This is a genomic window from Actinoplanes cyaneus (assembly GCF_016862095.1).
GTDB lineage: Bacteria > Actinomycetota > Actinomycetes > Mycobacteriales > Micromonosporaceae > Actinoplanes > Actinoplanes cyaneus.
This window is the reverse complement of the sequence record NZ_BOMH01000028.1, coordinates 84,628-105,246: the sequence shown is the minus strand read 5'-3', so window position 1 is coordinate 105,246 and position 20,619 is coordinate 84,628. Positions and strand designations below refer to the sequence as shown.

At 71.6% G+C, this 20,619-nt stretch carries 20 protein-coding genes and 1 riboswitch; of the genes, 15 read left to right on the top strand and 5 right to left on the bottom strand.

The features are described 5' to 3' along the window. The first annotated feature begins 9 nt into the window (after positions 1–9). From gmk to Acy02nite_RS18310, 10 genes are all read left to right on the top strand, one after another. A complete protein-coding gene (gene gmk / locus Acy02nite_RS18355; RefSeq protein ID WP_203742534.1) occupies positions 10–609 on the top strand; it encodes a guanylate kinase in 600 nt (199 codons plus the stop codon). A 3-nt stretch (positions 610–612) separates the two neighbouring features. Then, a complete protein-coding gene (gene rpoZ, locus Acy02nite_RS18350; RefSeq protein ID WP_067705078.1) occupies positions 613–876 on the top strand; it encodes a DNA-directed RNA polymerase subunit omega in 264 nt (87 codons plus the stop codon). 128 nt (positions 877–1,004) lie between these two features. After that, positions 1,005–2,222 (top strand): bifunctional phosphopantothenoylcysteine decarboxylase/phosphopantothenate--cysteine ligase CoaBC, encoded by a 1,218-nt coding sequence (gene coaBC / locus Acy02nite_RS18345; protein ID WP_203742154.1) that lies wholly within the window; start codon positions 1,005–1,007, stop codon positions 2,220–2,222. A 42-nt stretch (positions 2,223–2,264) separates the two neighbouring features. Continuing rightward, a complete protein-coding gene (gene metK, locus Acy02nite_RS18340) occupies positions 2,265–3,455 on the top strand; it encodes a methionine adenosyltransferase (protein ID WP_203742153.1) in 1,191 nt (396 codons plus the stop codon). Positions 3,456–4,028: 573 nt separating this feature from the next. Continuing rightward, positions 4,029–6,344: a primosomal protein N' gene (locus Acy02nite_RS18335; RefSeq protein ID WP_203742152.1), complete on the top strand. Its 2,316-nt coding sequence runs from the start codon at positions 4,029–4,031 to the stop codon at positions 6,342–6,344. A 50-nt stretch (positions 6,345–6,394) separates the two neighbouring features. Beyond that, the gene (def, locus tag Acy02nite_RS18330) at positions 6,395–6,952 is read left to right on the top strand and encodes a peptide deformylase (protein ID WP_203742151.1); all 558 of its coding nucleotides are present in this window, start codon (positions 6,395–6,397) and stop codon (positions 6,950–6,952) included. Between the two features lie 4 nt (positions 6,953–6,956). Next, positions 6,957–7,883, top strand: a complete 927-nt coding sequence (gene fmt, locus Acy02nite_RS18325) for a methionyl-tRNA formyltransferase (protein WP_203742150.1) — start codon at positions 6,957–6,959, stop codon at positions 7,881–7,883. Between the two features lie 55 nt (positions 7,884–7,938). After that, positions 7,939–9,408: an RsmB/NOP family class I SAM-dependent RNA methyltransferase gene (locus Acy02nite_RS18320; protein WP_203742148.1), complete on the top strand. Its 1,470-nt coding sequence runs from the start codon at positions 7,939–7,941 to the stop codon at positions 9,406–9,408. Positions 9,409–9,466: 58 nt separating this feature from the next. After that, a complete protein-coding gene (gene rpe, locus Acy02nite_RS18315; RefSeq protein ID WP_203742146.1) occupies positions 9,467–10,147 on the top strand; it encodes a ribulose-phosphate 3-epimerase in 681 nt (226 codons plus the stop codon). After that, entirely contained in the window at positions 10,144–11,145 is a 1,002-nt protein-coding gene (locus Acy02nite_RS18310; RefSeq protein WP_425548170.1) for a GGDEF domain-containing response regulator, read from the top strand. The genes rpe and Acy02nite_RS18310 overlap by 4 nt, the downstream gene beginning before the upstream one ends. Before the next feature lie 579 nt (positions 11,146–11,724). Here Acy02nite_RS18310 and Acy02nite_RS18305 read toward each other — a convergent pair. Together Acy02nite_RS18305 and Acy02nite_RS18300 are read right to left on the bottom strand one after the other, a co-directional pair. After that, positions 11,725–12,378: a lysophospholipid acyltransferase family protein gene (locus tag Acy02nite_RS18305; RefSeq protein WP_203742532.1), complete on the bottom strand. Its 654-nt coding sequence runs from the start codon at positions 12,376–12,378 to the stop codon at positions 11,725–11,727. Positions 12,379–12,383: 5 nt separating this feature from the next. Then, complete coding sequence (locus Acy02nite_RS18300) at positions 12,384–12,974, bottom strand: TetR/AcrR family transcriptional regulator (RefSeq protein ID WP_203742145.1); 591 nt, start codon at positions 12,972–12,974, stop codon at positions 12,384–12,386. Positions 12,975–13,049: 75 nt separating this feature from the next. Between Acy02nite_RS18300 and Acy02nite_RS18295 the strand changes: the two genes are divergently transcribed. From Acy02nite_RS18295 to ribH, 5 genes are all read left to right on the top strand, one after another. Continuing rightward, complete coding sequence (locus tag Acy02nite_RS18295; RefSeq protein WP_203742144.1) at positions 13,050–14,231, top strand: aminotransferase class V-fold PLP-dependent enzyme; 1,182 nt, start codon at positions 13,050–13,052, stop codon at positions 14,229–14,231. A 61-nt stretch (positions 14,232–14,292) separates the two neighbouring features. Beyond that, positions 14,293–14,469, top strand: a riboswitch (FMN riboswitch). Positions 14,470–14,781: 312 nt separating this feature from the next. Further along, positions 14,782–15,840 (top strand): bifunctional diaminohydroxyphosphoribosylaminopyrimidine deaminase/5-amino-6-(5-phosphoribosylamino)uracil reductase RibD, encoded by a 1,059-nt coding sequence (gene ribD, locus Acy02nite_RS18290; protein WP_203742143.1) that lies wholly within the window; start codon positions 14,782–14,784, stop codon positions 15,838–15,840. A gap of 3 nt (positions 15,841–15,843) precedes the next feature. Further along, positions 15,844–16,443, top strand: a complete 600-nt coding sequence (locus Acy02nite_RS18285; protein ID WP_203742142.1) for a riboflavin synthase — start codon at positions 15,844–15,846, stop codon at positions 16,441–16,443. Further along, positions 16,436–17,644 carry a bifunctional 3,4-dihydroxy-2-butanone-4-phosphate synthase/GTP cyclohydrolase II gene (locus Acy02nite_RS18280; protein WP_203742141.1) on the top strand — a complete coding sequence of 403 codons (1,209 nt, stop codon included), beginning with the start codon at positions 16,436–16,438 and terminating at the stop codon, positions 17,642–17,644. Before Acy02nite_RS18285 ends, Acy02nite_RS18280 begins: the two co-directional genes overlap by 8 nt. 45 nt (positions 17,645–17,689) lie before the next feature. Further along, a complete protein-coding gene (gene ribH / locus Acy02nite_RS18275; RefSeq protein WP_203742129.1) occupies positions 17,690–18,166 on the top strand; it encodes a 6,7-dimethyl-8-ribityllumazine synthase in 477 nt (158 codons plus the stop codon). On the opposite strand, the gene Acy02nite_RS18270 is transcribed toward ribH, so the two are convergent. Genes Acy02nite_RS18270 through Acy02nite_RS18260 form a run of 3 tightly spaced genes read right to left on the bottom strand, consistent with a single transcriptional unit; the run spans position 18,163 to position 20,613 of the window. Further along, the gene (locus tag Acy02nite_RS18270; RefSeq protein ID WP_203742128.1) at positions 18,163–18,903 is read right to left on the bottom strand and encodes an amino acid ABC transporter ATP-binding protein; all 741 of its coding nucleotides are present in this window, start codon (positions 18,901–18,903) and stop codon (positions 18,163–18,165) included. The two genes, ribH and Acy02nite_RS18270, sit on opposite strands and share 4 nt — an antisense overlap. Position 18,904: 1 nt before the next feature. Further along, entirely contained in the window at positions 18,905–19,744 is an 840-nt protein-coding gene (locus Acy02nite_RS18265) for an amino acid ABC transporter permease (RefSeq protein WP_203742127.1), read from the bottom strand. Then, positions 19,741–20,613, bottom strand: coding sequence for an ABC transporter substrate-binding protein (locus Acy02nite_RS18260; protein WP_203742126.1), 873 nt, complete (start codon positions 20,611–20,613; stop codon positions 19,741–19,743). The genes Acy02nite_RS18265 and Acy02nite_RS18260 overlap by 4 nt, the downstream gene beginning before the upstream one ends. Between the last annotated feature and the right edge of the window lie 6 nt (positions 20,614–20,619).

Below are 20,619 nucleotides of genomic sequence, written 5' to 3'. Positions count from 1 at the left end.
GCCGTGAGCATGGATGACGACGCGCGCCCGGCAGCACGCCTCACCGTCCTGTCCGGCCCCTCCGGGGTCGGCAAGGACAGCGTGATCGAGCTGATCCGGGCGCGCTCGCCTTGGATCCGGTTGTCGGTGTCGGTCACGACACGCAAGAAACGCGACTACGAGACCGACGGCGAGCACTACCACTTCGTGACCCGGTCCGAGTTCCAGCGCCTGATCGATGGCGGACAGCTGCTGGAGTGGGCGGAATTCGCGGGCAACCTCTACGGGACGCCCCGCGCGCAGGTCGAGGGCTGGCTCCAGCAGGGCCGGCCCGTTTTGCTGAAGATCGACCTGCAGGGCGCCCGCCAGGTGCGGGCCTCCTCGCCGGACGCTCAGCTGGTGTTCCTGGCTCCACCGAGCAAGGAGGAGCTGCAACGCCGCCTGATCGGCCGGGGCACCGACGACGAGGAGACGATCCGCCGCCGCCTGGCCCACGCCGACGAGGAACTGGCCGCCGAGGCCGAGTTCGACTACACGGTCGTGAACGACTTCGTCGAGCGTGCCGCCGACGAGCTGGTAGGCTTGCTCGGTTCGTCATTCTTAGCGCCAGCTAGCATTAAGGAATTCTGAAAAGTGGGAACTGTCGCGAACCCCGAGGGCATCACCAACCCGCCGATCGACGAGCTGCTCGACAAGACCTCGTCGAAGTACTCGCTGGTGATCTTCGCGGCCAAGCGCGCCCGCCAGGTCAACGCCTACTACAGCCAGCTCGGTGAGGGTCTGCTCGAGTACGTGGGGCCGCTGGTCGAGACCACGCCGCAGGAGAAGCCGCTGTCGATCGCGATGCGCGAGATCAACGCGGGTCTCCTGACCGCAGAGCCGACCGACCACCCCTGAGCCGAACGCCTGGATGCCCTCAGTTCGCGGAAATCGCGAGCCGGGGGCATTCGCATTATTTGCCGGTCCGGGGGTGGCTCCCGCGAAGCAGCGGGTGCTGTCGCCCGTCGTGAACCTGGAGTCGTGACGTGACCGAAGTCGTCCTGGGTGTGTGCGGCGGGATCGCCGCCTACAAGGCGTGTGAGCTGCTGCGCCTGTTCACCGAGTCGGGGCACGGGGTCCGCGTCGTGCCGACCGCCTCGGCACTGAAGTTCGTCGGCGCGCCGACCTGGGCCGCGCTCTCCGGCCGCCCGGTCGCCACCGAGGTCTGGGACGACGCGCACGAGGTCCCGCACGTGCGGATCGGCCGGGTCGCCGAGCTGGTCGTGGTCGCCCCGGCCACCGCCGACATCCTCGCCAAGGCCGCCCACGGGATCGCCGACGACCTGCTCACCAACACGTTGCTGACCGCGACGTGCCCGGTCGTCTACGCCCCCGCCATGCACACCGAGATGTGGGAGAACCCGGCGACCAGGGCCAACGTGGCGACTCTGCGCTCGCGTGGCGCGCTCGTCATCGAGCCGGCCGTGGGGCGGCTCACCGGCAAGGACACCGGCAAGGGCCGGCTTCCGGAGCCTTCGGCGATCTTCGAGTACGCGCTGGGCGTACTGAGGAATGGCCTGAAGAAAGATCTTGAGGGCCGGCACGTGGTGGTGACCGCCGGCGGGACGCGTGAGCCGCTCGACCCGGTCCGTTTCCTCGGCAACCGCTCGTCGGGGAAGCAGGGTTACGCCCTGGCCCGCGCCGCGCTCGCCCGGGGCGCCCGGGTGACTCTCGTCGCGGCGAACGTGACGCTGCCCGATCCGGCCGGCGCCGAGCTGATCCGGGTGGGCACCACCGAGGAGCTGCGCAAGGCCACGGTCGAGGCGTTCGCCTCGGCGGACGTGGTGGTGATGGCCGCCGCGCCCGCGGACTTCCGACCCGCGACGGTCGCCGATCAGAAGATCAAGAAGTCCGACGACGGTACGCCGGCGCCGATCACCCTGGTCACGAACCCGGACATCGCCGCGGAGCTGGGCGCCGCCAAGCGTCCCGGGCAGGTGCTCGTGGCGTTCGCCGCCGAGACGCACGACGCGATCGAGCACGCCCGGGTGAAAATGGTAAGAAAACGGGCAGACCTCATCGTCGTCAACGAGGTGGGCGTCGATCGCGTCTTCGGCCAGGATCGGAACACGGTCACGGTGCTGGGCGCGGACGGTCTCACCGAGGCCCACGACGAACTCTCCAAAGACGATGTGGCGGGTAGGATCCTCGACCACGTCGTGGACCGGCTCGATGCCCAGGTCGGTGACGGTCAGCCGCTCTGATTACACTTCCGCGTTACCTGTTTTCGACAACTGAGGAGCACCGTGGCACGCCGCCTGTTCACTTCCGAGTCGGTCACGGAAGGCCACCCGGACAAGATCGCTGACCAGATCAGCGACGGGATTCTCGACGCCCTGCTCGCGCAGGACCCGCGCAGCCGTGTCGCGGTCGAGACCCTGATCACCACCGGCCAGGTGCACGTAGCGGGCGAGGTCACCACCCAGGCCTACGCCGATATCCCCAGCATCGTGCGCGACACCATTCTGCGGATCGGTTACGACTCGTCGAAGAAGGGCTTCGACGGCGCGTCCTGCGGCGTCTCGGTCTCCATCGGCTCCCAGTCGCCGGACATCGCCCAGGGCGTGGACAGCGCCATCGAGCTGCGCGAGGGTGACTCCGAGCACATCCTGGACCAGCAGGGCGCCGGCGACCAGGGCATGATGTTCGGCTTCGCGTGCTCCGAGACGCCCGAGCTGATGCCGCTGCCGATCGCGCTCGCGCACCGGCTGGCCCGCCGCCTGTCGGTGGCCCGCAAGGACGGCCTTATCCCGTACCTGCGCCCGGACGGCAAGACCCAGGTCACCATCGAGTACGACGGGCTGCGCCCGGTCCGCCTCGACACGGTCGTCGTCTCCTCGCAGCATGCCGCGGACATCTCGCTGGACTCGCTGCTCACCCCGGACGTGCGGGAGCACGTGATCAACCCGGAGCTGGAGGGCCTCGGGATCGACACCGAGGGCTACCGGCTGCTGGTCAACCCGACCGGCCGCTTCGAGATCGGTGGCCCGATGGGCGACGCCGGCCTGACCGGCCGCAAGATCATCGTCGACACGTACGGCGGTTACGCCCGGCACGGCGGCGGCGCGTTCTCCGGCAAGGACCCGTCCAAGGTCGACCGTTCCGCGGCGTACGCGATGCGCTGGGTCGCCAAGAACGTCGTCGCCGCGGGCCTGGCCGAGCGGTGCGAGACCCAGGTGGCGTACGCGATCGGCAAGGCCCACCCGGTCAGCCTGTTCGTCGAGACGTTCGGCACCGAGAACGTCCCGGTCGACCGCATCGAGAAGGCCATCAAGGAGGTCTTCGACCTGCGCCCGGCCGCGATCATCCGCGACCTGGACCTGCTGCGCCCGATCTACCAGCAGACCGCTGCGTACGGCCACTTCGGCCGTGAGCTGCCGGACCTGAAGTGGGAGAGCACCGAGCGCGCCCAGGACCTGAAGAACGCCGCTTCCTGACCCACCCGCATACGCAAAACGGCGCCCATCGACGGGCGCCGTTTTGCGTTGCACCCCTCAGCACCAGCTCGGCTTGTCCGGCTGGTGTTGACGGTTGTGTTGGCGTCGTGTTGCAGCCGTGAGTGCCAGCTCGCGCTGCTCGGCTGGTGCTGAGGGTTGCTTCGGTGTGGTTTTGCAGCCGTGAGTGCCAGCCGACCGCGTACCCCCCAAATCGAGAGCGATGTGAGCGGACCGGAACGGGCCCCGCGGCCGCGACCGACAACGGCGATCGCCCGGCGAGCGAACGGTGACCGGCGGCGGGCATTGGATGGCGGCCGGAGCCGTGACCAGCGGCGGATGGTGGCTGGGAAGCAACGAACGGTGACCGGCGGCGGGTAGTGGGTGGCGGCCGGGGCGGTGACCAGCGGCGGATGGTGGCTGGGAAGCAGGGACGGTGACCGCCGACGGGCAGTGGGTGGTGGCTGGGGGAGACCGGCGGCGGACGGTGGCTGGGGAGTTGGCTGGCTCACTGATCGGGGCCGCGCCTGATCTCCGCCCGGAAGTTGTCGGAGGGGCCGGGCAGAATGTTCGGCGATGGGTGCCAGGGGTGTGCGAGCGGAACGAGAGCCGGCAGAGCGTCTGCCGGTGGCGCGAGTGTGTGTCGACGTCCAGCTCCCGCATCTGGATCGCCCGTTCGACTATCTGGTCCCGAGCGCGGATGACGAGGCCGCGCAGCCGGGCGTCCGGGTCAAGGTGCGCTTCGCCGGGCAGCTGGTGAGCGGGTTCCTGCTGGAGCGGGCCGAGGCCTCCGATCATCAGGGCAAGCTGGCCTATCTGGAGAAGGTCGTCTCCGCCGAGCGGGTTCTCGACCCGGAGATCGCCCGGCTGGCGCGCGCGGTGGCGGACCGCTATGCCGGCAGCCTGGCCGACGTCTTGCGTCTGGCGGTCCCTCCGCGGCACGCCCGGGTGGAAACGCAGTCGATCAAGGCCACCGGCTCGGGGGAGCGCGCCGACCCGGCGGATGACGGTGTGCCCGACGCGCCCGGAGAGTCCGAATTGCCGGCGCGGGAGGAACCCGGCACCGGGTCATTCACGGGGGAAGGATCAGGCCCGGCCGCGGCTGATCGACCGGTGTCAATGGTGGCGGACGAATCCGGGTCGGCCGCGCTGGATGGGCCGGGGTCGGCCGTGGCGGACGGATCAGCGTCGGGGCCGGTCGCGGCGGAGGGATCGGTGCCGGTTGCGGTCGACAGATCCGGGTCGATAGCGGTGGAGGGCCCCGGGCCGGCCGTCGCAGACGGATCCGGCCAGGTCACCGCCGCGCTCAGTGGTGACGCGCCCCCGGAGTTCCGGCCCCCGGCACCCGGCGGCTGGGATGCGTATGCGACCGGCCCGGCCTACCTGAAAGCGCTGGAGGAGGGCCGCCCCGCCCGGGCGGTCTGGTCCGCCCTCCCGGGGGAGGACTGGCCGGCCCGGATCGCCGAGGCCGCCGCCGCCACCGTGCGCGGCGGCCGTGGCGTGGTGATCGTCGTCGCCGACGCGCGGGACCTGGACCGGGTCGACCGGGCGCTCGGCGCGGTGCTGGGCGAGGGCCGGCACGTCGCGCTGAACGCGGCTCTCGGCCCGGCCGAGCGTTACCGGCGGTTCCTGGCGGCGAGCCGCCACCAGGTGCCGGTCGTCGCCGGGACCAGGGCCGCGATGTGGGCCCCGGCGCGTGATCTCGGGCTGGTGGTGATCTGGGACGACGGGGACGACCTGCACGCGGAGCCGCGCTCGCCCTACCCGCACGCGCGGGAGGTGCTGCTCACCCGCTCGCAGCTGGCGGATTCGGCCGCGCTGGTCGGCGGCTTCGCCCGTACCGGGGAAGGTCAGCTCCTGCTGGAAACCGGATGGGCGCGGGAGATCGTGGCCGAGCGTGGTGTCCTGCGGCGACGGCAGCCGGCCATCTCGCCGACCGGGGACGATCCGCAGCTCGCCCGCGATCCGGGCGCGGTGACCGCCCGCCTGCCGAGCCTGGCCTGGCTGACCGCGAAGCAGGCGCTGGAGGCGGGGCATCCGGTGCTGGTCCAGGTGCCGCGGCGGGGCTATCTGCCGTCGGTGGCGTGCGCCGAGTGCCGCACCCCGGCGCGCTGCCCGCACTGTTCCGGGCCGCTGGGTCTGCAGGGCGCGCACGACGTGCCGATCTGTCACTGGTGCGGGCGCGGCTCGGCGGCCTACGAGTGCCCGGCCTGTGGCGAGCGGCGGCTGCGCGCCTCGGTCGTCGGCGCCCGGCGCACGGCGGAGGAGCTGGGTCGCGCGTTCACGGGTGTGCCGGTGCGCACGTCCGGACGGGACGAGATCTTGGACACGGTGAAGGGCACCCCGGCGATCGTCGTGGCGACCCCGGGCGCCGAGCCGGTGGCCGAGGGGGGTTACGGGGCGGTGCTCCTGCTCGACACGTGGGCGCTGCTGAGCCGGGCCGATCTGCGCGCCGCGGAGGAGACGATGCGCCGCTGGCTGAACGCGTCGGCGCTGGCCCGTCCCGCCGGGCAGGGCGGCCGGGTGATCGTCGTGGCGGACGGCTCGCTGGCCCCGGTACAGGCCCTGCTCCGCTGGGATCCGGGCTGGTTCGCCGCCCGTGAGCTGGCCGAACGTCGCGAGTTGGGCTTCCCGCCGGCGGCCCGGATGGCGAGTGTGACCGGCCCGGCGCCGGCTGTCGCCGAGCTGCTGACGATCGCCGATCTGCCGGACGGCACCGAGCAGCTCGGCCCCGTCCCGGCCCGTGACGACCAGGAGCGGATGCTGCTGCGGGTGTCCCGTTCGCGGGCCGCCGGCCTGGCGCACGCGCTGCACGTGGCGGCCGGGGTGCGCAGTGCGCGTAAGGCCGCGGTCGCGGTCCGCATCCAGGTGGACCCGGCCGAGCTCTTCTAGGTCCGTAGACTGTTCGGCAGCCGTTTTTTCATAGTCAGGAGTTCCGCCGAGTGACTGTCCAGCCCATCCGTCTCTTCGGCGACCCGGTGCTGCGCACTGAGGCCGACGCGGTTGTCGACTTCGACAAGGAACTGCGCAAACTGGTCAAGGATCTGACCGACACGATGCTCGACGAGGGCGGCGCCGGCCTGGCCGCCCCGCAGCTCGGCGTGGGTCTGCGCGTGTTCACGTTCGACGTCGACGACGTGGTCGGGCACATCGTCAACCCGGTGCTGTCGTTCCCCGACGAGGAGGAGCAGGACGGGCCCGAGGGCTGCCTGTCCATCCCGGGGGTCTACATCGACACCAAGCGCCGGCAGAACGTGGTGGCGAACGGTTTCAACGAGCACGGCGACCCGATCCAGCTGGTCGGCACCGGCCTGATGGCCCGCTGCGTGCAGCACGAGACCGACCACCTGGACGGTGTGCTCTTCCTGGACAGGCTGGACTCGGCCGCCCGCAAGGAAGCGATGAAGCAGATCCGCTCCGCGGAGTGGTATGACGCCGCGAAGCCCCCGACGGTCAAGGAGAGCCCGCACGGCCGGGGCATCTTCGGGCTGGGACGGTGAGCTGATGCGCCTGGTCTTCGCCGGCACGCCCGAGGTGGCGCTGCCCAGCCTGGACGCGATCGCCGCCTCCGGTCACGAGCTGCTCGCCGTGGTCACTCGGCCGGACGCCCCGGCCGGTCGTGGCCGTCGCCTGCTGCGGTCCCCGGCCGGCGCGTGGGCCGACGAGCGTGGCATCGAGGTGCTCACGCCGGAGAGACCGCGCGAGCCCGAGTTCCAGGCTCGGTTGCGCGAGCTCGCGCCCGACTGTGTCCCCGTCGTGGCGTATGGGGCGCTGGTTCCCCCGTCCGCGCTGGAGATCCCTAAGCACGGCTGGGTGAACCTGCACTTCTCGCTGCTGCCGGCCTGGCGTGGTGCCGCGCCCGTGCAGCACGCCGTCCTGCACGGCGACGAGGTGACCGGCGCGAGCGTCTTCGAGCTGGAGGCGGGCCTGGACACGGGTCCGGTCTACGGCACGCTCACCGATCAGATCCGCTTCAACGACGCGTCCGGTGACCTGCTGGGCCGGCTTGCCCACGAGGGTGCCGGCCTGCTCGTCGCGGTGCTGGACGCGATCGAGGCGGGCACCGCCCGGGCGCACCCGCAGCCGCACGACGGGGTCAGCCTGGCGCCGAAACTCACCGCCGAGGACGCGCGGGTCCGCTGGACCGATCCGGCGTTCGCGGTGGACCGGCGGATCCGGGCGTGCACCCCGGCGCCGGGCGCGTGGACGACACTGCGCGACGACCGGCTGAAGCTGGGCCCGGTCCGGCCGATTGCGAACGCGCCGCACCTGGAGCCGGGCGAGTTGCGGGTCGAGCGCACCCAGGTGCTGGCCGGCACGGCGACGACGCCGGTGCAGCTGGGTGAGGTCCGCGCGGCGGGCAAGAAACCGATGGCCGCGACCGACTGGGCGCGGGGAATGCGTATCGAAGCAGGGGAGCGGCTGGCGTGATCGACTGCACCGCAGCGGAGCAAGAGCCAGAAGAGCACGCCGATGGAGGCCCTCAGTGACCGAGCACAGGGCTTCACGGCCGCACAGCGCAGGCCCCCGCCGGCCGTCCGGGCCGGGCGATCATCGTGATCAGCGCAGCGGCCGGGCGCCGCGGGCCGGGCGGCCGCCGTCCGACCCCGCGCGCCAGGCGGCGTATGAGGCGATCGCCGCCGTCAACCGCGACGACGCGTACGCGAACCTGGTCCTCTCCGACATCCTCGACGGGTTCGGCCTGCACGGGCGGGACGCGGCGTTCGCCACCGAGCTGACCTACGGGACGCTCCGCGCGATCGGCACCCTCGACCTGATCATCGCGCAGGCCGCCGGCCGTGAGGTCGCGCGGATCGACCCGCCGGCCCGGGACGCGCTGCGCCTCGGGGCGTACCAGTTGCTCTACACCCGGGTCCCGTCGCACGCCGCTGTCAACCAGACCGTCGACCTGGTCCGCTCGGTGGCCCCGGGCGCGTCCGGCTTCGCGAACGCGGTGATGCGCACCATCTCCGAGACGACCCTCGACGCGTGGCTGGAGCGGGTCACCCCGAAGTACGAGGACGATCCGGTCGGCAGCCTCGCGGTGCAGCACCACCATCCGCAGTGGATCGTGCGGGCGTTCGCCGAGGCGCTCGGCGGCGACCTGGAGGAGACCGCGCGCCTGCTGATCGAGGACAATCAGCCGCCGGCCGTGCACCTGTGCGCCCGTCCGGGCCGGTCCGACGCGGTCGAGCTGGCCGACGAGGTCAACGGCGTCCCGGGCGCCTTCTCGCCGTACGCGGTGTACCTGAACGGCGGCGCCCCGCGTGACCTCGCGGCGATCCGCGACGGCCGCGCCCACGTCCAGGACGAGGGCTCCCAGCTCGTCGCCGCGGCCCTGCTCGCCGCCCCGGTCGAGGGCCGCGACACGAAATGGCTGGACCTGTGCGCCGGCCCGGGTGGCAAGACCGGCCTGATCGGCGCGATCGCGGCCGGCCGTGGCGCCGAGGTGACCGCCGTCGAGGTGGCCGAGCACCGGGCCCGCCTGGTCGAGCAGGCCACCGAGGGCATGCCGGTCACGGTCTTCCCGATGGACGGGCGTTCGGTCGGCCGTGACCCGGACCTGCCGGAGGAGGCGTTCGACCGGGTGCTGGTCGACGCGCCGTGCACCGGGCTGGGCTCGCTGCGCCGCCGTCCGGAGTCGCGCTGGCGCAAGCAGCCGGCCGACCTGCCGCCGCTGACCCGGCTGCAGCGGGAGCTGCTGGTCGCGGCCTTGCGCGCGGTCCGCCCCGGCGGCGTGGTGGCGTATGTGACGTGTTCCCCGCACATGGTCGAGACTCAGGTGACGGTGAGCGAGGGCGCCCGCCGCAGCGGCGTCGAGGTGGACTTCGTCGACGCCCGCCCGCTGCTGCCGCCGGGCATGCCGGGCCTGGGCGCCGGCCCGACGGTGCAGCTGTGGCCGCACCGCCACGGCACCGACGCGATGTTCCTGGCGGTCCTGCGCCGCACGAGTTGACCGGTGGAGAGGGCCGCCTTCGGGTGGCCCTCTCCCGGCGGGGTCATACACTTTTCCGGTGACGTCATCGCCGATCATCGCGCCGAGCATCCTCGCCTCCGACTTCTCCCGGCTCGCCGAGGAAGTGCACGCCATCGAGGGGGCGGCGGACTGGGTGCACGTGGATGTCATGGACAACCACTTCGTGCCGAACCTGACGCTCGGCCTGCCGATCGTGCAGAGCCTGCGCAAGGCGACCACGATCCCGTTCGACGTGCACCTGATGATCACCGACCCGGAGCGCTGGGCGCCGGGTTACGCGGAGGCGGGGGCGTACAACGTGACGTTCCACGCCGAGGCCTGTGACAACCCGGTGGCGCTGGCGAAGACGCTGCGCGCGGCGGGCGCCAAGGCCGGCCTGGCGATCGACCGGGACACCCCGGTGGAGCCGTACCTGGAGTTGTTGCCCTATCTGGACACGGTCCTGATCATGACGATCAAGGCCGGCTTCGGCGGGCAGAAGTTCATGCCCGAGATGCTCGACAAGGTGCGTGACGTGCGCCGGCGCATCTCCGTGGGCCACCTCGACATCCGGCTGGAGGTCGACGGCGGCATCGCGGCGGACACCATCGCCCAGGCCGCCGAGGCGGGTGCGGACGCGTTCGTGGCGGGCACCGCCGTCTATGGGGCTGCCGATCCGGCCGAGGCCGTGCGTAAGCTTCGTGCACTGGCCGCCGAGCGCATGGGGAACTCGATGTGAGTACTGCCGAGCCGGGGCCCGTGGTCGACGACCTCGGGCTCGACGCCGAGGAGCAACGACCCGACCTCATCCTGGTCGTCGACGACGATCAGGACATCGCGAGCTTCGTCGAGTTCAACCTCAAGGTGCACGGCTTCGAGGTGATCCGCGCCCGGGACGGGCAGGAGGCGCTCGACCTCATGGAGGATCACCGCCCCGACCTGGCCGTCGTCGACTGGATGATGCCGCGGATGGACGGCGTCGAGCTGATCCGCGCGCTCCGCGCCGACCCACTGACCTCCGCGCTCCCGGTGATCATGCTGACCGCCAAGAGCATGACCGGCGACAAGGTGGTGGGTCTCACCACCGGCGCCGACGACTACCTGACCAAGCCGTTCGACACCGCCGAGCTGATCGCCCGGGTCTCCACGACGCTGAAGCGCAACAAGGAGTTCCGCGAGGTCTCGCCGCTGACCGGCCTGCCCGGCAACGCCCGCGTGCGGCGTGAGATCGCCGACCGGATCCGCAACGGCGGGGACTACTCGGTCGGTTACATCGACATCGACCGGTTCAAGAGTGTCAACGACGTCTACGGCTTCGACCGCGGCGACGAGTTCATCGGTGCCATGGCCCGCAGCCTGCAGCGCGCCAGCGCCTCCACCGGCAAGCCGTCGATCTTCCTGGGCCACATCGGCGGTGACGACTTCGTCTTCATCTGCCACCCGGATCAGGTGCTGCCGCTCACCAAGAGCATGGTGACCGATTTCGAGTCCGCCGCCGACCGGCTCTACGACCAGAAGGACGCCCAACGCGGCTACATCGAGGTCCCCGACCGCCGCGGCAACAAGCAGCGCGCCGCCCTGGTCACGCTCTCGATCGGTGTCGCCCAGGCCACCGCCGGCGGCCGCCAGTTCGCCGACCCGCGCATGGTCATCGCGGTCGCCTCGGAGATGAAGAAGGTCGCGAAGTCCCAGCCGGGCTCCTACGTCGCGATCGACCGCCGCCGGGAGACCGAATAACCCGGAGATCAAGGTCAAGATCTTCCTTGCCTGCCTCCGCTGTGGTCCGGACCGTCGCTCCCGCGGGGACCCTTCCGGGCCGAGCAGGGCGCTGGCGCGCCCAGAACGCTCAGCCCTCCAGGGCGGCCTCCGTGGCGGGGCACGGTCAGAGCAGAAACCCCGTCCACCCCGGTCCCGGCGTGGTGCGGTCGACGGCGTCCGCCTGGATGGCCGACCCGGACCGCAGCGTGGCCGGCCGGATCGACCCCGCCGGCAGGCCCCGCCCGTCGAAGCCCGCGGCGAAGGCGGTGGTCCCGGCGGCGGCGCGGCTCCCTCTCCCGGCTGGCGCTCATGGTCGTTATGAGGCACGAATAACGACCATGAGCACCAGCCGGAGACCGCGAGCCGCGCCGCTGGCCGATCCCGGAGCGCGGCTCGCGGCCCGTCGCCTGGGGCGCGGCTTGTTGCGTGGGGCGCGGCTCGCGACCCGTCGCCTGGGGCGCGCTTCGCGGCTTGTTGCGTGGGGCGCGGCTCGCGGCTTGTGCGTGGGGCGGGGCTTGTCGTCTGGGCGCGCGGGTCGCGGGATCGGCGTGCTCGGGGTCAGGCGGGGCGTGGGGCGTAGGCCGGGACGTACTCCTGGGCGGTCAACGATTGGATCGCGGCTATCAGGTCGTCCGTGAGGCGGCGCGCATCCAGGGCGGAGTTCACCTCGACCGGGATCGGCGGCCCGAAGGACAGGCTGATCGGGTGACGCCGGGGCAGGCGCCGGCCGGCGGGGCGGACCTGGTCGGTGCCACGGATGCCGACCGGCACGACCGGGACGCCGGCCTGCGCGGCGAGCCGGACCGCGCCGGTGCGCCCGCGGTAGAGCCGGCCGTCCGGTGACCGGGTGCCCTCGGGGAAGACCGCGACCAGGCCGCCGGCCCGCAGGATCGGGATCGCCGCGTCGAAGGCGGCCAGCACGGCCCGCCCGCCGGCCCGTTCGACGGGGATGGCGCCCATCCCGGTGACGACCCGCCGGGTCAGGTTCCCGCGGACGCCGGGCGCCCGGAAGTACTCCGCCTTCGCCCAGAACGCGATGTGCCGTGGCGTGTTGACGCCGAGGAAGAGCTGGTCGGCGATGGCGTGGTGGTTGGAGCACAGGATCGCGCCGGTGTCCGCCGGGATGTTCTCCAGCCCGGTGACGGTCGTCGGCCAGAGCGTGCGCAGCAGGGCGCCGATGGTCCGGTGGGCGCCGGCGTAGAGGGGCGGCATGCGGGTCATCGGGAACCTTCCGGGCCGAGGTGCGCGGTCAGGGTGGCGTCGACGAACGGGATCGGGTCGGTGGCCTCGGTGGCGAGGGTCAGCGAGCCCCAGTTCCACAGCTGGGCGGTGCCGTGCAGGGCGGCCCACAGCGCCGCGGCGGTCACCTGCGGCGGCACCTCGCAGGAGGCCGGACGCGCGGCCCCGACCAGGTCGGTGAAGAGCCGGAAGAGCGGGAGGGAGGCGTCACGCAGGCCGAGCTCGCCACCGCTGGACAACAGGTCGTGCCGGAACATCAGCTCGAACATGCTGCGGTTGGCGGCGGCGAACCGTACGTACGTCTGGGCAATGGTCCTGATCTTCGATCGTGGATCTTCCGGGGTGGACCGCAGGGCTGTCGTGATCTGCGTGGAGAGCTCGGCGAACCCGGATCGGGCGATGGCCGACAGCAGTGACAGGTGGGTCGGGAAGTAGCGGCGGGGGGCGCCGTGCGAGACGCCGGCACGGCGCGCGATCTCACGCAGTGAGAGGGACCCGGGACTTTCCGTACGCAACAATTCTGCCCCGACGCGGACCAGTCGATCACGTAAGGCGTCGTCAGGAGGCATAGACAGTGTCTACCAGAGTGGGTAGACACTGTCTACGCAGTCGCGCGGCGCCGCCCGGTCTGAAATTCTCGGGGCATGGACGTCGACGCGCTTCGTGCCGGCACTCCCGGGTGCCGCCATCGGATCCACCTGAACAACGCGGGCGCGGCTCTGATGTCGCAGGAGACCCTGGACGCCGTCGTCGGGCACCTGCGGCTCGAGGCCGAGCTCGGCGGCTACGAGGCGGCGGGCGCGGCAGCCGGCCGGGTGGCCCGCGTCCACTCCGGGCTGGCCGAGCTGCTCGGCGGCCGCTCCGACGAGATCGCGCTCTTCGACAACGCGACGCATGCCTGGCAGGCGGCGTTCTACGCGGTGCCGCTGCGGGCCGGCGACCGGGTGCTGACCGGCCGTAACGAGTACGGCAGCAACGTTCTGGCCTACCTGCAGGCAGCGCGGCGGACCGGCGCCGAGATCGTGGTCGTGCCCAACGACGAATCGGGGCAGATCGACACGTACGCGCTGGGTGAGCTGATCGACGACCGCACGAAACTGATCGGGATCACCCACGTGCCGACCGCCGGTGGCCTGGTCAACCCGGCCGCCGAGGTGGGGCGCATCGCCCGCGCCGCCGGCGTCCCCTATCTGCTGGACGCCACCCAATCGGTCGGGCAGTTCCCGGTCGACGTGGAAGAGATCGGCTGCGACTTCCTCTGCGGCACCGGGCGCAAGTTCCTGCGCGGGCCGCGCGGCACCGGGTTCCTGTGGGTGCGCGGCGGCATCCTGGACCGGCTCGACCCGCACCTCGTCGAGATCCAGTCGGCCGACTGGGACGGGGCCCGCGGGTTCGAATGGGTGCCCGGCGCGCAGCGGTTCTCCACGTGGGAGATGAACTACGCCGCGGTGCTCGGCCTCGGCGCGGCCGTCGATCAGGCCCTCAACCTGGGGCTGGACGAGATCGGCAAGCGCAACGCCGAGCTCGGCGACCGGATGCGCGGGCTCCTGGAGGACACTCCCGGCGTGACCGTCCACGACCTCGGGCGCCGTCAGTGCGCGATCGTCACCGCCACGGTCGAGGGGGTGGGGTCCGAGGAGGTGATGGCCCGGCTGGCCACCTCGGGCGTGAACGTGACCAGCACCGTCCCGGCGCACCAGCAGTTCGACACCGAGGATCGGAATCCGCCGCCGATGGTCCGGTTCTCGCCGCACTACTACAACACCGAGGACGAGATCGAGCACGCTGCCGCCCTGGTCAGCGCCATGGTGGGCAAGCCTTTGTGAGATCGGCGACGCCTGGGGTGGCAAAAACGCGATCGCGTGCAAGACTCGGGGGTAACCCACCACGCGCTGGCGGGACTCGGTGAAATTCCGAACCGGCGGTGATCTGCTGCGCAAGCGGCGGTAAGCCCGCGACCCGGACGCTGCTACCACCAGCGGCCGGTGGACCTGGTGAGACTCCGGGGCCGACGGTTGATCGGGCACAAGCTCGGTCAGACAGTCCGGATGGGAGACAGCGCGCGGAATCGGACGGGTGTGCCCTCGGCAGGGCCACATCCGCGGGTGCGTCCTCGATGAGGGCGACATCCGGCCGGGGTGCGCGAAGCGTACCCACCGTGCCCGATTCCTGGCGTTTTCTCCCCTCAAGCTCGTCGCGCGTGAAACGGCCGCGCGGCGAAAGTCACGCGGCTACCAGGGCCGCGCGAGCTCCGATGCGCGGCTGTCACGGCCGTGTGGTTCTCCTCGCGGCTACCAGGGCCGCGAGCTCCGGTGCGCGGCTGTCACGGCCGCGCGATCCTCGCGTGGCGCACGGCGCGAGAGGACGACGACGCAGATGGTGACCGAGGACGAGGCGATGCGCCGCGCGATCGCGCTGGCCGGCCGGGGCCTCGGCACGACCAGCCCGAACCCGGTCGTCGGCTGCCTGCTGCTCGGTCCTGACGGCGAGGTGGTCGGCGAGGGCTTCCACGCGTACGCCGGTGGCCCGCACGCCGAGATCGTCGCGCTCGCCCAGGCCGGCGAACGTGCCCGCGGCGGCACCTGCGTCGTGACGCTGGAGCCGTGCAACCACACCGGCCGCACCGGCCCCTGCTCGGAGGCGCTGATCCAGGCCGGCCTGCGCCGCGTCGTGATCGCCGTCGACGATCCGAACCCGGTGGCCTCCGGCGGCGCCGCCACCCTGCGAGCGGCCGGCCTGCAGGTCGAGACCGGGGTGCGCCGCGCCGAGGCCGAGCTCGGCAACATCGCCTGGCTGACCGCCGTGCGCCGCACCCGCCCGTTCGTGACCTGGAAGTTCGCCGCCACGCTGGACGGCCGCTCGGCCGCGGCGGACGGGACGAGCCAGTGGGTCAGTTCGGCCGAGTCCCGCTTCGACGTGCACGAGTTGCGCAGCACGGTCGACGCGATCGTCGCCGGGGTCGGCACGGTCATCGCCGACGACCCGCAGCTGACCGTTCGTGACCTGCGGGACGGCTCGCTGGCGATCAAGCAGCCGTTGCGGGTGGTCGTCGACTCCCACGGGCGTACCCCGGAGAACGCCCGGGTCCGTGACGCGGCAGCGCCCACCTGGATCGTGACCGCGGCCGAGGCAGGCACCGGGCCGGACGGCCGCGTCGATCTGACCGCGGTCCTGGCCGGCCTCTACGCCCGCGGCATCCGCAACGTGCTGCTGGAGGGCGGCCCGACCCTGGCCGGCGCGTTCCTCGCGGCCGGCCTGGTCGACCGGGTGATCGGTTACGTCGCGCCGAAACTGCTCGGCGCCGGCCGTCCCGCCCTGGTCGACGCGGGCATCGGCACCATCGCCGACGCCCTGGAGCTCGACTTCACCGACATCGCGCAGATCGGGGGCGACCTGCGCTTCACCGCCACGCTCCGTTCCGCTAAGGAGAACTGAGGAATGTTCACCGGCATCGTCGAAGAACTGGGTGAGATCGTCCGTCTCACCGAGGGCGCCGAGGACTCCGCCGTCATCGCCGTCCGGGGGCCGCTGGTCACCTCGGACGCCCGCGATGGCGACTCGATCTCCGTCAACGGCGTCTGTCTCACCGTGATCGACAACGTCGACGGCGTGTTCACCGCCGACGTGATGGGCGAGACGCTGCGCCGCTCGTCGCTGGGTGCGCTGCAGGTCGGCAGCAACGTGAACCTGGAGCGGGCCGCCGCGCTCGGCAGCCGGCTCGGCGGTCACCTGGTGCAGGGCCACGTGGACGGTGTCGCGAAGCTCGTGTCCCGCGAGCCCGCCGACCAGTGGGAGGTCGTCACCTTCTCACTTCCGGCCGAACTCGCTCGATATGTGGTGGAGAAGGGTTCGATCACGGTGGACGGGGTGTCGCTGACGGTCATGGCGGTCACCGACGACACGTTCTCGGTCGGGATGATCCCGGCCACCTCCAAGCACACCGTGCTGGGCAGCAAGGCCATCGGCGAACCGGTCAACCTCGAGGTCGACGTGATCGCCAAGTACGTCGAGAAGATGCTGGGGAGCCGCAATGTCTGAGAGCATCGAGCGCGCGATCGCCGAGATCCGCGCCGGCCGTCCGGTGATCGTGGTGGACGACGAGGACCGGGAGAACGAGGGCGACCTCATCTTCGCGGCCGAGCACGCCACCGCGGAGCTGGTCGCGTTCATGGTCCGGTACACCTCGGGCTACATCTGCGTGGCGATCACCGAGTCCGAGGCGGACCGGCTGGACCTGCCGCCGATGTACCACACGAACCAGGACAAGAAGGGCACCGCGTACGCCGTGGCCGTCGACGCCCGGCACGGCGTGAGCACCGGCATCTCGGCCGCCGACCGGGCGCGCACGATCAGCCTGCTCGCGGCCGCCGACACCGAGCCGGCTGATCTGTCCCGCCCCGGTCACGTCGTGCCGCTGCGGGCGAAGGCCGGTGGCGTGCTGCGCCGTCCGGGTCACACCGAGGCCGCCATCGACCTGGCGGTGCTGGCCGGGTGCCGCCCGTCCGGCGCGCTCTGCGAGATGGTCAACGACGACGGCACCATGCAGCGCCGCCCCGACCTGGAGAAGTTCGCGGTCGAGCACGACCTGGTGCTGGTCACGATCGCGGACCTGGTGGCCTACCTGCGGGAGCGGGAGGGCAAGCAGGTCGAGCGCGTGGTGGAGACCAGCATGCCGACCGAGCACGGTGTCTTCACCGCTGTCGGCTACCGCACGTCGGCGGACAACGGCGAGCATGTCGCCCTGGTCTACGGCGACCTCGCCGACGGGGAGGACGTGCTGGTCCGGGTCCACTCCGAGTGCCTGACCGGTGACGTGTTCGGCTCCCGGCGCTGCGACTGCGGCCCGCAGCTGGACGCGGCCCTGGAACGGGTGGCGGCTGCCGGGCGCGGGGTGGTGCTCTACATGCGCGGTCACGAGGGGCGCGGCATCGGGCTGCTGCACAAGCTCCAGGCGTACCAGTTGCAGGACCGGGGCTTCGACACGGTCGACGCGAACCTGGAGCTGGGTCTGCCGGCCGACGCGCGGGACTACGGGACCGGCGCGCAGATCCTCTACGACCTGGGGGTGCGCTCGATGCGCCTGCTCACCAACAACCCGGCGAAACGGGCCGGGCTGGAGGGTTACGGCCTGCGGGTCACCGGCCGCGAGGCGCTGCCGGTCCGGCTGCACCCGGAGAACGTGCGTTACCTGCGGACCAAGCGGGACCGGATGGGCCACCTGTTCGAGGCGTTGGGCTGACCGGCGCACCCGACAGGCGGAAAATGACGACAGAGGGGGATTCCTATGGCCGGCTTCGGTGATCCACACACCCAGCCCGTCGACGCGGCCGGGCTGCGGCTCGGCATCGTCGGCTCGCGCTGGCACAACGACCTGGTCGACCACATGGTCGAGCGGGCGAAGGCGGCCGCCGAGGCGTGCGGCGTCACCGACGTCGTCGTGGCGCGGGTGGCCGGCTCCGTCGAGCTGCCGGTGGTCGCCCAGGCGATGGCCAAGCGGTTCGACGCGGTGGTCGCGCTCGGCGTGGTGATCAAGGGCGAGACCCAGCACTTCGAGTATGTGTGCGACGCCGTCACGTCCGGCCTGACCCGGGTCGCGCTGGACGAGCAGACGCCGGTCGCGCACGGGGTGCTGACCGTGCAGAGCCTCGGGCAGGCGCGGGACCGGGCCGGCCTGGAGGACTCGATCGAGGACAAGGGGTGGCAGAGCACGGTCGCCGTCCTCGACGCCGCGCTCGCCATCCGCGAGATCGAGAAGAGTTAGAGCCGTCCGGCTTCGATGATCCGGCTCAGGAACTGACGGGTCCGGGGCTCGGTGGGGTCGCCCAGCACCTGCTCGGGCGGCCCTTGTTCGAGCACCTTCCCGGCGTGCAGGAAGGCGACCCGGTCGGCGACCTGCTTGGCGAAACCCATCTCGTGGGTGGCCAGCACCATGGTCATGCCCTCGCTCTTGAGGTCCCGGATCATGGTGAGCACCTCGCCGACCAGTTCCGGGTCGAGCGCCGAGGTCACCTCGTCGAGCAGCAGCAGCCGCGGGCTGTTGACCAGCGCGCGGACGATCGCCACGCGCTGCTGCTGGCCGCCGGAGAGCCGATCGGGGTAGGTCCTGGCCTTGTCCGCGAGCCCGAGCCGTTCCAGCCAGGTCATGGCCTGGGCGCGGGTCTCGTCGGCGGCCCGCCGGTGCACCCTGGTGGGCGCCAGCGTGATGTTGTCCAGCACGGTCATGTGCGGGAACAGGTTGTAACTCTGGAAGACCAGGCCGATCTTCCGCCGTACGAGATCGGCATTGATCCTGGGGTCGGTGATCTCCTCGCCGTCGAGGCGGATCGTCCCGTCGTCGATCTCGGCGAGCAGGTTCACGCAGCGCAGCAGCGTCGACTTGCCCGAGCCGGAGGCCCCGATCAGCGCCACCACCTCGTGTTCCGCGACGTCGAGGCTGAGGTCGTCGAGGACCACGTGATCACCGAAGACCTTGCGTACGTCGGTGCAGGACAGCAGCACGTCAGGCTCCCGCGTTCTGGGCTCGGACCGCGTTGAGCGTCACCCGGTCGGTGATCGCGATCAGCGGCAGGGCGAGCAGGATGAAGAGCACGGCGGCGACGACGTACGGCGTGAAGTTCGCGCTCTGCGCCGCCCCGATCTGCGCGGCCCGGATCGCGTCGATCGACCCGGCGAGCGAGATCAGCCCGACGTCCTTCTGGAGGGCGACCACGTCGTTGAGCAGTGCCGGGGTGACCCGTCGCACCGCCTGCGGCAGCACCACGTGACGCATCGCCTGGCGGCGGGTGAGCCCGAGCGAGCGCGCCGCCGCGACCTGGCTGGGGTGCACCGACTCGATGCCGGCCCGGAACACCTCGGCGAGGTACGCCCCGTAGGTGACCACGATGGCCGCCGCCCCGAGCACCACCACGTCCGGGGTGCCCTGCAGCCGGAGGCCGGGGATCCCGAACGCGAACAGGTAGATCGTGATGATCAGCGGCAGGCCGCGGAACGTGTACGTGTACCCGCCGGCCAGCACCCGCACGGGGAAGGCGACCGGCCCGCGCGAGGTGCGCAGAATCGCGATGAGCAGCCCGAGCACCAGCGCGAGCGGGGCGCAGACCACGAACAGCCGGACGTTGAGCCAGAAACCCTCGAGCACGTCGGGCAGGTACTTGGTGGCGGTGTCCAGGTCGAAGAACGACCGCTTGACCCGTGGCCAGCCGGGCGAGCCGGTGACGGCCACGGTCAGCAGGACCCCGACGACGACGGTGGATCCGGCAGCGAGCAGGACCGAGCGGATCGCCTGCCGGCGACGAAAGGCGATCCGCTCCTGCTGCCGTTCACTTGGCGCGTAGGTCACCGGAGCTCAGGCGCTCCCGCGTCGGCCAGCCAGGTCTTCTCCTGCTCGGCGAGGGTGCCGTCCTGGCGCAGCTGGTCGACGGCGGCGCTGACGCAGCCGGTCAGCTTCGAGCCCTTGTCGAGCACCAGGCCGAACTGCTCGGGCACGCCGACCTGGGGCAGCTGGCCGAGGATCACGCCGTCCTTCAGCTCGGCCCCGGTCATGTAGAACGCGGTCGGCAGGTCCACCACGATGCCGTCGACGGTGCCGTTCTCCAGCGCCGCCTTGGCGTCGTCGTTGGTGTTGTACACCAGCGGCTTCGCGGCCGGCTTGATGATGTCGGTGACCGCCTGGTAGCTGGTGGTGCCGACCTGGGCGCCGAGCTTCGCGCCGTTCAGGTCGGCGAGCGACTTGGCACCCGCGATCTTGGACTTCTCGGTGGTGATGACGGTCTGCCGGACCAGGTAGTACGGCGAGGAGAAGTCGACGGCCTGCTTGCGCTCGTCGGTGACGGAGAACTGGTTGATGTCGAAGTCGAACGTCTTCGGCCCGGGCGCGATGGCGTTGTTGAACGTCACCGACGTCCAGACCACCTGCTCCTTGGTGTAGCCGAGCCGTTCGGCGACCTTGTAGGCGACCGCGGACTCGAAGCCCTGGCCGTTGTCCGGCTTGTTGTCCTTGAACCACGGCTCGTACGCCGGGTTGTCGGTCCCGATCGTGATCTTGCCGGCGGTGACCGTGCCGGTGAGTGCGCCGGACGGGCAGGGGTTCACCGACGCCGACGGGGAGGTGGATGTGGTGGTGTCGTCCTCGACCGGGGAACAGGCCGTGACGGTGGCGAGCGCCAGCACGGCGCCGCCGAGGAGGATGGGGGTGAGACGGCTGACCATGACGGC